Source organism: Kitasatospora sp. NPDC001527, from assembly GCF_040298605.1.
Lineage (GTDB): Bacteria > Actinomycetota > Actinomycetes > Streptomycetales > Streptomycetaceae > Kitasatospora.
In genome coordinates this window covers 34395-47546 of record NZ_JBEPAM010000025.1, presented here as the reverse complement: position 1 = coordinate 47546, position 13152 = coordinate 34395, and the positions used below count along the sequence as shown (strand labels likewise).

The following is a 13152-nucleotide window of genomic DNA, read 5'->3' as shown; positions in this document are numbered from 1 at the left end:
CCCTGGTCCCCGGCCGCGTCCCGCGCGGGCTCAGTGCCCGCAGGCCCACCAGGCGTCGGCGGTCGCGCCCTCGGCGAGCGCGCGCAGCCCGGCGACCGCCCGGGCCGGGTCCTCGGCGCCGTACACGGCCGAACCGGCGACGAAGACGTCCGCGCCCGCCTCGGCGCAGCGCTCGATGGTGCTCGCCGAGACGCCGCCGTCGACCTGCAGCCACAGCTCCAGCCCGTGCTTGGCGATCAGCTGCCTGGTCCGGCGGATCTTCGGCAGCATGATGTCCAGGAACGCCTGGCCGCCGAAGCCCGGCTCGACGGTCATGATCAGCAGCATGTCCAGCTCGGGCAGCAGGTCCTCGTAGGGCTCGATCGGCGTGGCCGGCTTGAGCGCCATCGAGGCGCGGGCGCCCTTGGCCCGGATCTCGCGGGCGAGCCGGACGGGCGCGGCGGCGGCCTCCACGTGGAAGGTCACCGAGCCGGCGCCCGCCTCGACGTACTGGGGGGCCCAGCGGTCCGGGTCCTCGATCATCAGGTGGCAGTCGAGCGGGATGTCGGTGGCCCGGGCCAGCGACTCGACGACCGGCACGCCGAGGGTCAGGTTCGGCACGAAGTGGTTGTCCATCACGTCGACGTGCAGCCAGTCCGAGCCCCGCACGGCCTCGGCCTCCTGGGCGAGCCGGGCGAAGTCCGCGGACAGGATGCTGGGGTTGATCTGCGCCATGGGGCCTGTTACCTCTTCTGCCTTCGTGCTTCGTGCTTCTTGCTTCTTGCTTCTTGCTTCGCGCCATCGTGCCGAGGGAGCGGACGCGCGGGGCGCGCACCCCGGCCATCATCTCGTGCGCCGTCGGCCGCGCGTCACCACCGAGACCTCCCCGTGACCGTCATCACACCCCGGGCAGGGTTATCGTGACCGCCGCCGTGGTCATCAGCCTGTACGGAACACCCGTACGGCGCGCCCGCCCCTCACCAAGGAAGGTCCTCCCTTGGCCGATCTCGTCCATCCCGCCCGCGCTCTGTGGTGGCTCTTCGAACCCGTGCACGCCGTCACCTACTTCACCCCGGAGGGTCTCGGGGCGTTCGAGGAGGTGGGCCTGCGCGGCGTCGCGCGCAGCTACTTCGCCGGACGCGCCGCCCCGCTCGGCGCGGTGGACGCGCCGCCGGTGATCGCCGCCTTCTTCAACTTCGCACCCGCCCCGATCGAGCGCGCCCTGCCGGCGATCTGGAAGCTGGCCGACCCGGAGACGGCGCTCGCCGCCCGGGCCGCCGGCGCCTCGGCGGCGCTGGAGCGGCTGCTGGAGCACGTCGACCGGGCACAGGTCGAACTGGCGGCCGACCTCCTGGAGGACGCCGTCACCCGGCTGGACTGCGCGGGCCGGGTCCTGGCCGCCGCCAACGCGGCCCTCCCCCGCCCGTCCGGCCCGTACGGCCGCCTCTGGCAGGCCGCCACCGTGATGCGCGAGCACCGCGGCGACGGCCACATCGCCGCCCTGGTCTCGGCGGGCCTGGACGGCTGCGAGGCTCTGGTGGTCCGCTGCGCCCTGGACGTGCGGCGCGAGGCCCTGCAGCCGATGCGCGGCTGGACGGACGAGGAGTGGGACGCGGCCGCCGCCCGGCTGGCCGAGCGCGGCTGGCTCACCGAGCGCGGGACCATCACCGAGTGCGGGCGGATCCGCCACCAGTCCCTGGAGGCGGCCACCGACCTCGCCGCCGCCCGCGTCTGGGAGCGCCACCCGCGCGCCGACCTCGACCGCCTCGCCGCCGCCCTCAAGCCGATCTCGGCCCTCTGTCGTACCGCCCTGCCCCCGATCAACCCGATCGGCCTGCCCGCGACCACCACCGCCTGATCCCCTCCCGACGGCACGCCGCCCCCGCAGAACTCCTGCCGGGGGCGGCGTGCCGTTGTCGTTCTCCGCCGCCCAGCGCACCGACCCCCTCCGGAGGTTTCGTGATCATCACCAGCGCCGACGCCGGCCCCGTCCCTCCCGCCGCGGTCTTCGCCGCCACCTTCGCCGTCCTGTTCGTGTCCCACGTCTGGGCGGACCACTGCTGGCAGACCGACAAGTGGGCGGCCGCGAAGGGGCGGCCGGACCCCGCCGCCGACGGTCCCTCCACGGCCGAGTCCTGGCGTGCCCTGCTGGCCCATCTCGCCGTCTACCACCTGGTCATGGGCGGGATGCTGGTCCTGACGGCCGCGTTACTCGACCTTCCGGTGGGCTGGCCGGGAGTCGCGGCCGGTCTCGTGTTCTCGGCCGTCAGCCACGGCTTCTGGGACCGGCGCTGGCCCGTGCGGGCCTGGATGGTCCGCACGGGCAGCGCCGAGTTCGCGAAGAACCCGCAGGGCCGCTACGCCGTCGACCAGGCCCACCACGTCTTCTGTTTGTGGATATCGGCCCTGCTCATCACACTGGTGAGATAGTCGAACCGCGAGGTCCTCAGATGCCGAGCCGGCCGGCGAACCGCAGCATCTCGGCGGGCCTGACCCTGATCCGCCCGTTGCGGTGCCGGAGGACCTCACCGTAGGGGAAGTGCGCGAGCAGGCGTTCGGTCTCCGTGCGGCCCAGCCGCAGACCCTCCGCGATCCGTTGCCGGGTCACCGGGATGTCGAGCACTGATGCCGCCGCGCCGATCGAGGACCGGTACTGCGCGCGGACGAACGGGACCAGCAGCGCCGCCAGCCGGACGACGGGGTCGCCGAACCCCTGGACCAGCTCCGTCCCGCGATCGCGCTCCAACGCGTACTGCAGCACGGTCCACTCCCGCCGGTGCGCCCGGAAGAACTCCCGGAACAGCTCGGGGCCCGCCACGGCGACGCGGCAGTCGGTGTGGGCCCAGGCACTCGCCGACCGCGGGGCTCCGCTGAGGACCCCGGTCTCCCCGAACAGGTCCCCGAGACTGCGGAAGGCAAACGTGACGGCGCTCCCGCCTTCCTCGGCACCGCCCCGCCACCGTTCGAGCCTGACCACTCCGTCGACGCAGACCATCACGCCGTCCGAGGGCCCACCCTGGTGAAACAGCGCTTCGCCCTTGAGTTTCCTCCTCACCGTCCACCGCCGGATGAGTTCCCTCCAGAATCCGGCACCGGAAAGTTCGAGCAAGCTGCGGCCGGGCCCGAAGGGCGCGCCGGCCAGTCCTTCTGTCCTCATGGGCACAGGCTAGGAATCACGCGAGCGCCGCTGTCGAATTCCGCCGAGTCGCGGCGCGATCCCCTTCCGTCTGCTAGCCTCCCGCGCCCTCCACCTCGCCTTCCACCAGCCGTGACGGAACATCACCCGTGTTGCCGGTGGTGCGGGAAGCCGCTCCCCGAGGGCGCCCCGGAAACGGACCCGGGGAATTCTCTTCCACTTCTCGCGCGCACCTAGCACGCATTCCCCGAAGGGTTTTGCCGATCCGACAAAACCCTCCTCCGCCGGATCCGCAGACTTCCTGGTGCGGGTCGGCCCGCAGGCCACCGCCCGGCCCGCCGAACGGCCCGAACCCGCCCGTTCCCCCGTCCCCGGAAATCCCAGGAGGCTCAATGCCCATGTTCCCCGACCCCGACTCCCTCCCGAGCCGGCTCCTGCCCGAGTACATCGCCGTGGTGGCCGTCGACCAGGAGGGCTTCACCCGGCTGCCGGGCGCGCGGCTGGCCGACGCCAGTGCAGCGATCGGCCCGGCGGTCGACCGGGCGCTCACCGCGGCCGGGCTCGACGCCGTGCGCGACGCCAAGCTGTTCCCGCGCGACACCGGCGACGGTCTCGTGTTCGGGTGCGCGACGGGCTACGTCCCACAGCTGGTGGACTCCTTCCTCGACGCACTGGAGCGGGACCTCGCCCGGCACAACGCCACCCCGGACGGGCCGGCGCTGCGACTGCGGGTCGCCCTCACTCTCGGGCCGCTGCTGCTGGGCACCGGGCCCGGCGCGGGCAACGGGCCCGCCCGGAACGAGGCGCACCGGCTGCTCGACGCGGCCGAGCTCAAGCGGCTGCTGGCCCGGGCCAGTAGGCGGACCACCAACGTGGTGGCCATCGTCTCCGACACCGTCTACCGGGACTTCGTCCTCGCCGAGCACACCGAGCTGTCCCCCGAGCGCTTCCGGTCGGTGGTCGCCACGGTGGACTCCAAAGGGTTCGCCCAGCGTGCCTGGATCTACGTCCCCTCGCCGCCGGGCGACCTGCTCGACGACCCGGCGGCGGACGTCCCCGACGGCGGTGTCCCCGACCGTGCCGCGCCCCTCGTGCTCCCCGCGGTCGACGGCGCGCGGTCCGGGCCGGGCCTCCACCAGTACGCCGGCCAGGGCGTCGTGGTGGCCGGCGGGTTCAGCGGCGACCTCAGCCTGTCGTTCACGACGCCCTCCGGGGCCCCCGACGGCAGGGGGCCGGGCCGCCGGTGAACCCTCCCCCCGGCCGGGACGGCTTCTCCCAGTACGTCCAGCAGGGCGCGGCCGTCCAGATCAACAACGGCGTCATCCACCTCCACTTCCACGCCTCGGCCGGCGCCGCCCCGGCGCCGGCCACCGGCTGGCACGCGCTCAACCGGGCGCTGAACGACCTCACCACCACCCTGCGCGGCAGCTGGCGCGCGCTGATCGGCCCACCGCCGGACCAACCCGGCTCCCACCGCGTCACCGGAGGTACCGAACCATGGAACTGAGCACGTGCCGACCCGCCGGCGCGTTCGCGCTCGTGCACCAGCGGATGACGGGGCCGTCCGCGCCCCACCCCGGCGGCGTGGTCCTCGGCGACGGCGCCGCGTACCCGCTCGGGGCCGCGCGCGACCTCCTCTACGTCCCCGGGCTCGGCCAGGCCGTCCGCCGGGAGGTCTGGCAGCACGCCGTCGGACTCGCGCAGCGGGAATCCGACTGGCGGCTCGTCCCGGTCTGGTTCGCCCTGCCTCGGCTGCGGTCGACGGTGTGGCGCACGTCCCTGGCGTTCCGCCTCGACCGTGCGGACGCCGAGTCGGAGGCGGTGCTCGCCCTGTTGGAACAGCTGGGGTCGGTGGAGCCCGACCAGCCGGACGTCGACGACCTCCTGGTGCGGGCGGCCGTCCGGAGGGTCTGGGCGCTCGCCCGCCGCGGCGCCGCCGAGCGCAGCGTGGCCGACGTCGCCCTCATCGCGGCGCTCCGGCACAGGAACGGCGCGGCCGTGGCGGACGGGCCCGACGCGGCCGCCCCCGATGTCGACGAGCGGGACTGGGAGCTCTCCATCGATCCACCGGCCCACCCGGACGGCCTCGCCGCGCAGCTCCGGTTCACGGTGTCGCGCGAAAGCGTCGAGGGTGTGCGGCTGGGCGCCCTCGCCGGGCGGCTCGGGCTCCAGGACGTCCTGTACCGGGCGCGCCGCCCGCTGCGCGGACGCCGGATCGGCACGCTCTCCCTGCGCCCCGCCGGAGCTGCCAGGTGAGCCGGGGGACGGACCGCGGACTGAGCTTCGCCGAGGCCTTCGACCTGCCGCTCTCGGTCGACCTCCGCACCGCCGCCCGTGCGTTCGGCATCTGCCCCGGCACCGCCTACCGGCTGATCGCCGGCGATGCCTTTCCCTGCCCGGTGCTGCGGGTCGGCCGGCAGTTCCGAGTGCCGACCGCCGCCATGCTCCGCGCCCTCGGCATCGAGGAGCGGCCCGTCTACGCCGTCGACCTGACCACGGGCACGGAGTACGCCGCCCGCGCCGAGCACGAACCGCTCACCCTCGACCTCTACGCCCCGGAGGACCTCGCATGACCACGCGCACGCCGGCCGCCGCGCACGTTCCGGCCTTCGCCCACCTGCCCACCCCGGCCGGGGTGACCGGCCCGGGCGGCGGCGGCCCGTCACAGCCGCGGACGTGTTTCGTGATCGGCCCGATCGGAGACGGCCTGGCCGACCACGACACCCCCGCGCGGCAGTCCTACGACCAGGCGATGGAGACCTTCGAGGAGATCATCCAGCCCGCCTGCGAGTCCCTGGGGATCGAACCCGTCCGGGCCGACCAGATCACCCAGTCCGGCGAGATCAGCGAACAGATCTTCCGGCACCTGCTCGAGGCCGAGGTCGTGATCGCCGACCTCACCGGGGCCAACCCCAACGTCACCTACGAGTTGGCGCTGCGCCACCTCACCGGCCGCGCCGTCATCCACATCTCCGAGCACGGCCAGCTCCCGTTCGACATCGCCGCGGTGCGGACGATCCTGTTCAAGCGCACGCCCAACGGCCTGGCCGGCGCCCGCAGGCAGCTGGCGGAGGTGCTCACCCGCACCCTGGACAACGGATTCACGCCGCTGGCGCCGGCGCGGATCCTGTTCGGCCTCGGCTCGACCGACGACGGGACGGACGGAGACGGGGAGCCGACGCCCCGCGCCGGGGGCGGCGACCCCGTGGGGCTCATGGAACGGTTCGCCGACGTCGAGGAGGGGATGGCCGCGATGTCCGAGGACATCACCGCGATGACCGTGCACATCAGCGCCGTCGCCGCGCTCTTCCAGGAGTTCTTCCCCGAACTCCAGCGCGGCGGCGCCGCGCGCGTCCAGCTCGCGGTCACCCTCCGGCTCTCGCGGGAGCTCACCCGGCCGGCCGCCGAACTCAAGGTTCACGCCGGCCGGTTCGCCGGCCGGATGAACGACATCGACGCGGCCGTCCACGCCGCGCTCGACCTCTTCGAGACGGCGCCCCCCACCCTCTGGCAGGGCCAGGACCGTGCGTTTCTGACCCAGATCATCGACATGGCGGTGGAGACCCGCGGCGGCGCCGAGACCCTCCAGCTCTTCCGCACCCTCCTCCAGATGATGATCGCCATGTCCCGGCAGCTGAAGGAGCCGTGCGGTGACATCATCGCGGCCGTCGAGCTGCTGACCGGGACGGCGCGGCAGTTCGAGGCCTGGGAGCAGCGCGCGCGGGCCCTCGTCGCCCGCGTGCCCGTCGGCTGAGGCATCCGGCCGCCCCAAGGCCCCCGTGGTCCGGCCGCCGTCCTCGCCCCTCTCGGGGAGAGGACGGCGGCCGGACGTCTACTCGCCCGCCCCTTCCGGGTCCGAGCGGTAGGCGAAGCGCTGCCTGGCAGTCCGTCCGCGGCCCTCCACCGGGAGCACGCCGGTCGCGCCCGCGAGGCCGAACGGCGGCATGTCGAAGTAGATGCACTCGTAGGAGCCCTCCGGCACGACGTAGGCCTCGTGCCAGAGGCCCACCCGCCCACGCAGGCGGCCGTCCTTGATCTTCTTGTTGACGAGCTTCCACACCTGGTGGTGGAAGGCGTCCGGCGCGGCCGCGTACCGGTACAGCTTCTCCTTGGACTCCCAGTACTGGACGACGTAGTAGGTGCGCGGCGAGGCGGTCAGCATGAGCTTCCCGCGCAGGCCGCGCTCGGGCTCCCGGCCCAGTTCGTGGAGCATCCGGAACATCGCCAGCATCACCGGCGCCCACTGGTGGACGGCCCAGAACCGGTTGACCCGCATGCCGATGAGCAGCACGACGGTATCCCCGGTGGCGGCCGCGGTGGTGAGGCCCGGTATCGGTTTCGCGAACACGTCTACCCCCAGCCTGTCGGCTCTTCCGGCCATTCCGCCACTTTCGCTACTCGCGGGTAGAGGCCGATGTAATCGGCGATTACATCAGCGCGGACCGACCCGGTCAACCCTCCGCGCACGCGAAGTGCCGTTCTTTCAACGGGTGTTGGCGATTCCCCGGCCGAAGGTGTCGAGCACCTGCCCGACCACCTGCTCCGCCTTCTCGACCGGCAGGTACCCGTCCACGATCATCTGCGCGAGCCCGTACACCAGCGCCTGCCCGGCGAGCCCCACCACCGCCGGGTCGCCCGGCCGCAGCAGCCCGGCCGCCTGGTCCGCGACGATCACCTCGGTGTAGGCGCGGTCGATCCCCGACAGCCGCTCCAGCAGCTCCGGCTGCGGGGCCGGCGCGAACACCCGGGACCGCACCAGCTCGAAGCGGTGCGGGTGGCGGATCGCGTACCGGACGAACCCGAGCCCGAGCGCGCGCAGCACCGCCCGCTGGTCGCCCTCGCCCGTGGCGCCCTCCTCCGTGGCGGCCGCCGTCTGCGCGCGCTGCCACTGCTCGTAGTCCGCCAGCACCCGGTCCGCCACCGCCGTCAGCAGCGCCCGCCGGTCCGCGAAGTGCCGGAAGGGCGCCCCCGGCGACACGCCCGCCCGCCGGGCCACCTCCCGCATGGTGACCTTCTCCTGCCCCCGCTCGTCCAGCAGCTCGAACGCCGCGGCGACCAGCGCCTCGGGCAGCGCGCCGTGGTGGTAGCTCCCGCGCTCCGCGGGCCTCTCCGTCATGCGGGCAGTGCTATCACACCGCCGGGAGGTCCAGCAGGTGCCGCGGCACGGCGGAGGGTGGTGCGCTGCCCCGCTCCGCCCCGGCGCCCGCCGGTTCCAGGAGCGGCGTCCACTCTTCGGCCGCCACCGGCTCGGTCAGCGCCCTTCTCCCGAACCCCGCACCGGAGTTCCCCACCACCTGGTCAACGCGGCCTCCAGCTCGCGCTGCCCGTCCCCGGCCCAGACCACATGCCCGTCCGGGCGCAGCAGCACCGCGGGCGCGTCCACCTCGGCGCCCTCGCCGTCGACGTGGTCGACGCGGTCCTCCCAGCCGTCCACCGTGAGCCGGCCGCCGGTGCGGTCGAGCAGCAGCCCGCGGCCGCCGTGCATCAGCGCGTAGAGCCGGCGGCCCCGCGACAGCGGCACGTCGCGCAGCCGCCGGCCGAGCAACTCATGGCCACCGTCCTGGAGTTCGCCACCGACGTCGTAACGGACGTCGACCGCGGTGATCATGCCGGTGACGTAGCGGTTGACCTCCTCGACCTCCATCAGCCGGGTGAACAGCTCCCGCAGCGCGGTCGGCCCCGGCTCGGCGCCGAGCAGCGTCATCTGCGCGCGGGTGTTCGTCAGCACGCGGGCGCCGACCGGGTGGCGCTCGGTGTGGTAGCTGTCCAGCAGGCCCTCGGGCGCCCAGCCCGCGACCTCGGCGGCGAGCTTCCAGCCGAGGTTGAACGCGTCCTGCACACCGAGGTTGAGGCCCTGCCCGCCGGTCGGCGGGTGGATGTGCGCGGCGTCGCCGGCCAGCAGCACCCGGCCGACCCGGTAGCGCTCGGCCTGCCGGGTGGCGTCGCCGAACCGGGAGAGCCAGTGCGGGGTGTGGGCGCCGAAGTCGGTGCCCGCGACGGCCCGCAGCCGCTCCTTGAACTCCTCCAGCGTCGGCGGCGTCGCCCGGTCCTCGGCGACGCCCGCCGCCGGCACGATCATCCGGGCGACCCCCGGCCGGCCGTCCACGTCGGGGGCCACGCCGAACCGCGGCTCGGTCCGGCGCACCCGCGCCACCACGGCGGCCACCTCCGCCGGGTCCCCGGTCAGCTCCAGGTCGCCGATCAGCGTCTCGACCGTGGAGGGCTCACCGGGGAAGCCCACGCCGAGCGCCTTGCGGACCGTGCTGCGCCCGCCGTCGCAGCCGACCAGGTAGCGCGAGCGCAGCCGGGCGCCGTCCGCCAGTTCGACGCTCACGCCGTCCGCGTCCTGGTCCAGGCCGGTGACCTCGCACCCGCGCCTGATCACCGCCCCGAGTTCGAGGGCGCGCTCCTCCAGCAGCCGCTCGGTGACCTCCTGCGGGGTGGCCAGGCCGTAGGGGTGGGCGGTGTCCAGGCTGTCCGGCCAGGGCGCCATGACGCCGCCGAACAGCCCGCCCACCCGGAACTTCTCGCTCACCGCGAGGAACCGCTCCAGCAGCCCCCGCTGGTCCATGACCTCCACGCTGCGGGCGTGCAACCCCCGCCCGCGCGACTCCTTCGACCGCTCCGCCCGGCGTTCCAGCACGGCCACGCCGACCCCGTGCAGGCGCAGCTCGCACGCCAGCATCAGCCCGGTCGGCCCGCCGCCGACCACGATCACATCCATCACCGAACGCCCCGTCCCGCTGTTCCCCGACACTCACCGGAAGGGGAGAAGACCGGCGAACCAGCACTGATCCGTGGTTTTCGCCCACTCCCGTTCCAGGCCGGTCATTCTGCGCCACCCCCACCCCCTTGCGGCAAGGCCCCCCGTCCGCTATACGTTGAGAGTGGCAACGAGTGGGAACTCCTCGTTGCCGTTGTCGTTTCCGGGCCCCGACGGGACACGTCCGGCCCCGCGCCCGCCGGGGAACAGGCGAGGGCGCGGGGCTCGGCCGGAGCGGTCCACCACCGGAGCGGTCTACCAGGCGTAGTCCTCCGGGGCCGGGCGGCGGCCCGGGAAGAGGGTGTCGAGGCGGGCGAGGACCTCGTCGTCGAGCTTGATGTCGAGCGTGCGGACGGCGGCGTCCAGGTGGGCGGGGGTGCGCGGGCCGACGATCGGGGCGGTCACGGCGGGGCGGGAGAGCAGCCAGGCGAGCGCGAGGTCCGCGGGGTCCACGCCGATCTCGGCGGCGAGGTCCTCGTAGGCCTGGATGCGCGGCCGGTTGGCCTCCAGGATCTCGCCGGCGTGCGGGAGCGCGCCACGGACGCGGGCGCCTTCGCGCTCCTTGCGCAGGGCACTGCCGAGGACGCCGCTGCGCAGCGGGGACCACGGCAGCAGGCCGAGCCCGTAGTGCTCGACGGCGGGGATCACCTCCAGCTCGATGGTGCGGTCGAGCAGGTTGTAGAGGGACTGCTCGCTGACCAGGCCGAGGAAGTTCCGGCTGCGGGCCGCCTCCTGGGCCTGGGCGAGGTGCCAGCCGGCGAAGTTGCTGGAGCCGACGTAGATGATCTTGCCCTGGGCGACCAGGACCTCCATCGCCTGCCAGATCTCCTCCCAGGGCGTGTCCCGGTCGATGTGGTGCATCTGGTAGAGGTCGATGTGGTCGGTGCCGAGGCGGCGCAGGCTGGCCTCGACGGCGCGCCGGATGGCGAGGGCGGAGAGCCGGCCCTCGTTCGGCCAGTCCCCCATCGGGGCGTAGGCCTTGGTGGCGAGCACGGTGCGCTCGCGGCGGCCGTCGCCCTTGGCGAACCAGCGGCCGATGATCTCCTCGGTGCGTCCCTTGTGGTTGCCTTCGAGGTCACGGCCGTAACTGTTCGAGGTGTCGAAGAAGTTGATGCCCTGTTCGTGGGCTCTGTCCATGATCAGGTGGGCGTCGGACTCCTCGGTGTGCGGGCCGAAGTTCATGGTGCCCAGGCAGAGTCGGGAGACGGTGAGGCCGGTGCGGCCGAGGTGGGTGAACTCCATGCCGCCCACCCTGAGCCGCACCGGCCGTGCTGTCCAGCACATTCCGCCCCGTGGAACGCGGGTCGTCCAGGTCCGCAGGGTCGGTGCCCCCGGGTGCCGTCCAGGTCCGGGGCGTCAGCGCCCGCGGGTGCCGTCCAGCTGCGCAGGGTCAGCGCCCGCGGGTGCCGTGCGTGGCGAACTTCCGTACCGCGAGCGGCCCGCAGAGCAGCAGCAGAAGCGCGCACCAGGCCAGGGAGACCGGGCCGGCGTGCTGCGTCGGCCAGGCGGTGGCCGGGGCGGACGGGTTGCCGAACAGCTCGCGTCCGGCCTGGACGACGGCGCTCATCGGGTTCCAGTCGGCCACCGCGGCGAGCCAGCCGGGCATGCCGCCGGTGGGCACGTACGCGTTGGTGACCATCGCCAACGGGAAGACGGCGACCGCCAGTTGTCCGGCCGCGTCCTCCTTGCCGACGGCCAGGCCGAGCAGCAGGCCGACCCAGGTCATGGCGAACCGGAAGAGCAGCAGCAGGCCGAACGCCGCCGCCGCGTCGGCCGCTCCGCCGCGGATCCGCCAGCCGACGGCGAGCCCGACCCCCGCCAGCAGCGCCAGCACCACCACGCTGACCAGCAGGTCGGCGAGGGTCTGGCCGAGCAGCAGGCCGGTGCGGGAGACCGGCATCGCGCGGAGCCGGTCGGTGACGCCGCGCCCGACGTCGCGGGCGGCGCCGACCATGGTGGGCATGATGCCGTTGACCGCGACCATGGCGAACAGGCCGGGCATCAGGAACTCCCGGTAGCCGCCGGACGCGCCGGATCCGCCGGAGGCGCCGGGCCCACCGGACGCGCCGGGGACGGTGATGGCGCTGCCGAACACGTAGCCGAACACCACCACCATCACCACGGGCACGCCCAGCGAGACGGCCAGCAGCCCGGGCGAGCGGCGGTAGGCGAGCAGGACGCGGAGCATCGAGGACCAGCTGTCGGCGACCAGGCGCGCGGGTACGGACATCAGGCGGCCCTCCCCCGGGCGTCGGCGTCGCTCCCGCGCCCGGTGAGCGCGAGGAAGACGTCGTCCAGCGACGGCGGCCGCAGCGCGGCGTCCCGGGCGACCACCCCCACCGCGTCCAGCTCCCGGACCAGCCTGGGCAGCAGCACCTCCACCCCGGGCCGGGAGACCACCTCGACGGTCCGCTCGTCCTGGTCCACCACCACGTCGCCCGTCCCGGCGAGCGCGGCCAGCACCACGGCGGCCTGGCCGAGTTGGGCGGCGTCGGCGAGGGTGACCGAGACCCGGGTGCCGATCGACGCCTTGAGCCGCTGTGGCGGGCCGGTGGCGATGGCGGCGCCGTGGTCGACGACCACGACGGTGTCGGCCAGCCGGTCGGCCTCCTCCAGGTACTGGGTGGTGAGCAGCACGGTGGTGCCGTCGGCCGCCAGCTCCCGCACCGCGTCCCAGATCTGCTGACGGCTGCGCGGGTCCAGGCCGGTGGTGGGCTCGTCGAGGAAGAGCACCGGCGGGGCGGTGACCAGGCTGGCGACCAGGTCGAGGCGCCGGCGCGTGCCGCCGGAGTAGGTGCGGACCAGGCGGTCCGCGGCCTCGGCGAGCCCGAAGCGGTCGAGGAGGTCCCCGGCGCGGGCCCGGGCGCCGCGGGCGCCGAGGTGGTGCAGCCGGCCGAAGAGGTGCAGGTTGTCGCGGCCGGTGAGGCCCTCGTCGACGGCGGCGTGCTGGCCGGCCAGGCCGATGCTGCGGCGCACGGCGTCCGGCTCGCAGACCACGTCGTGGCCGGCCACCCGGGCGGTGCCGCGGTCGGGGGCGACGAGGGTCGAGAGGACGCGGACGGCGGTGGTCTTGCCGGCGCCGTTGGGGCCGAGCAGGCCGCAGACGGCGCCGGCCGGGACGGTCAGGTCGAGCCCGCGCAGCGCGCGGGTGGCGCCGAAGTGTTTCTCCACCCCGGCCATCTCGACGGCGGCGTGGTTCCAGACGGTGTCGGACATGGCTCTGCCCACTCCCCTCACTAGGTACAGCGTACGTAGAAGAACCTGCACGCGCATC

15 protein-coding genes are annotated in these 13152 nt (G+C 74.1%); 7 read left to right on the top strand and 8 right to left on the bottom strand.

Annotated features, from left to right (window positions below):
* Positions 1-30: 30 nt before the first annotated feature.
* A complete protein-coding gene (gene rpe, locus ABT238_RS22335) occupies positions 31-714 on the bottom strand; it encodes a ribulose-phosphate 3-epimerase (protein ID WP_350567050.1) in 684 nt (227 codons plus the stop codon).
* Positions 715-976: 262 nt separating this feature from the next.
* On the opposite strand from rpe, the gene ABT238_RS22330 reads away from it, so the two are divergent.
* Positions 977-1837: an SCO6745 family protein gene (locus ABT238_RS22330; RefSeq protein WP_350567047.1), complete on the top strand. Its 861-nt coding sequence runs from the start codon at positions 977-979 to the stop codon at positions 1835-1837.
* 101 nt (positions 1838-1938) lie between these two features.
* Positions 1939-2409, top strand: a complete 471-nt coding sequence (locus tag ABT238_RS22325; protein ID WP_350567045.1) for a DUF3307 domain-containing protein — start codon at positions 1939-1941, stop codon at positions 2407-2409.
* Between the two features lie 16 nt (positions 2410-2425).
* Here the strand turns inward: ABT238_RS22325 and ABT238_RS22320 are convergent, their stop codons facing one another.
* Entirely contained in the window at positions 2426-3136 is a 711-nt protein-coding gene (locus ABT238_RS22320) for a Crp/Fnr family transcriptional regulator (RefSeq protein ID WP_350567042.1), read from the bottom strand.
* A gap of 371 nt (positions 3137-3507) precedes the next feature.
* Between ABT238_RS22320 and ABT238_RS22315 the strand changes: the two genes are divergently transcribed.
* Genes ABT238_RS22315 through ABT238_RS22295 form a run of 5 tightly spaced genes read left to right on the top strand, consistent with a single transcriptional unit; the run spans position 3508 to position 6869 of the window.
* Entirely contained in the window at positions 3508-4362 is an 855-nt protein-coding gene (locus ABT238_RS22315) for a hypothetical protein (protein ID WP_350779882.1), read from the top strand.
* Positions 4359-4622 (top strand): hypothetical protein, encoded by a 264-nt coding sequence (locus ABT238_RS22310; RefSeq protein ID WP_350779829.1) that lies wholly within the window; start codon positions 4359-4361, stop codon positions 4620-4622. The genes ABT238_RS22315 and ABT238_RS22310 overlap by 4 nt, the downstream gene beginning before the upstream one ends.
* Entirely contained in the window at positions 4613-5371 is a 759-nt protein-coding gene (locus tag ABT238_RS22305; RefSeq protein ID WP_350567034.1) for a hypothetical protein, read from the top strand. The genes ABT238_RS22310 and ABT238_RS22305 overlap by 10 nt, the downstream gene beginning before the upstream one ends.
* On the top strand, positions 5368-5688 hold the full coding sequence (locus ABT238_RS22300) for a DNA-binding protein (protein ID WP_350567032.1): 321 nt from the start codon (positions 5368-5370) through the stop codon (positions 5686-5688). The genes ABT238_RS22305 and ABT238_RS22300 overlap by 4 nt, the downstream gene beginning before the upstream one ends.
* Positions 5685-6869, top strand: a complete 1185-nt coding sequence (locus tag ABT238_RS22295) for a hypothetical protein (RefSeq protein ID WP_350779777.1) — start codon at positions 5685-5687, stop codon at positions 6867-6869. The genes ABT238_RS22300 and ABT238_RS22295 overlap by 4 nt, the downstream gene beginning before the upstream one ends.
* Positions 6870-6947: 78 nt before the next feature.
* On the opposite strand, the gene ABT238_RS22290 is transcribed toward ABT238_RS22295, so the two are convergent.
* The 6 genes from ABT238_RS22290 to ABT238_RS22265 form a co-directional block, all read right to left on the bottom strand.
* Positions 6948-7463: a DUF4188 domain-containing protein gene (locus ABT238_RS22290; RefSeq protein WP_350567026.1), complete on the bottom strand. Its 516-nt coding sequence runs from the start codon at positions 7461-7463 to the stop codon at positions 6948-6950.
* Between the two features lie 135 nt (positions 7464-7598).
* Complete coding sequence (locus ABT238_RS22285; RefSeq protein ID WP_350779749.1) at positions 7599-8231, bottom strand: TetR/AcrR family transcriptional regulator; 633 nt, start codon at positions 8229-8231, stop codon at positions 7599-7601.
* Between the two features lie 135 nt (positions 8232-8366).
* Positions 8367-9842: an FAD-dependent monooxygenase gene (locus tag ABT238_RS22280; protein ID WP_350779721.1), complete on the bottom strand. Its 1476-nt coding sequence runs from the start codon at positions 9840-9842 to the stop codon at positions 8367-8369.
* A 291-nt stretch (positions 9843-10133) separates the two neighbouring features.
* Entirely contained in the window at positions 10134-11120 is a 987-nt protein-coding gene (locus tag ABT238_RS22275; protein ID WP_350779690.1) for an aldo/keto reductase, read from the bottom strand.
* Positions 11121-11268: 148 nt separating this feature from the next.
* Positions 11269-12108: an ABC transporter permease gene (locus ABT238_RS22270; RefSeq protein ID WP_350567016.1), complete on the bottom strand. Its 840-nt coding sequence runs from the start codon at positions 12106-12108 to the stop codon at positions 11269-11271.
* Positions 12108-13094, bottom strand: coding sequence for an ATP-binding cassette domain-containing protein (locus tag ABT238_RS22265; RefSeq protein WP_350779639.1), 987 nt, complete (start codon positions 13092-13094; stop codon positions 12108-12110). The genes ABT238_RS22270 and ABT238_RS22265 overlap by 1 nt, the downstream gene beginning before the upstream one ends.
* Between the last annotated feature and the right edge of the window lie 58 nt (positions 13095-13152).

Coding starts and splice junctions, on each gene's coding strand:
- ABT238_RS22270 (WP_350567016.1), bottom strand. CDS start 12,108: ATGTCCGTACCCGCGCGCCTGGTCGCCGACAGCTGGTCCTCGATGCTC.
- ABT238_RS22320 (WP_350567042.1), bottom strand. CDS start 3,136: ATGAGGACAGAAGGACTGGCCGGCGCGCCCTTCGGGCCCGGCCGCAGC.
- ABT238_RS22265 (WP_350779639.1), bottom strand. CDS start 13,094: ATGTCCGACACCGTCTGGAACCACGCCGCCGTCGAGATGGCCGGGGTG.
- ABT238_RS22275 (WP_350779690.1), bottom strand. CDS start 11,120: ATGGAGTTCACCCACCTCGGCCGCACCGGCCTCACCGTCTCCCGACTC.
- ABT238_RS22285 (WP_350779749.1), bottom strand. CDS start 8,231: ATGACGGAGAGGCCCGCGGAGCGCGGGAGCTACCACCACGGCGCGCTG.
- ABT238_RS22295 (WP_350779777.1), top strand. CDS start 5,685: ATGACCACGCGCACGCCGGCCGCCGCGCACGTTCCGGCCTTCGCCCAC.
- rpe (WP_350567050.1), bottom strand. CDS start 714: ATGGCGCAGATCAACCCCAGCATCCTGTCCGCGGACTTCGCCCGGCTC.
- ABT238_RS22315 (WP_350779882.1), top strand. CDS start 3,508: ATGCCCATGTTCCCCGACCCCGACTCCCTCCCGAGCCGGCTCCTGCCC.
- ABT238_RS22305 (WP_350567034.1), top strand. CDS start 4,613: ATGGAACTGAGCACGTGCCGACCCGCCGGCGCGTTCGCGCTCGTGCAC.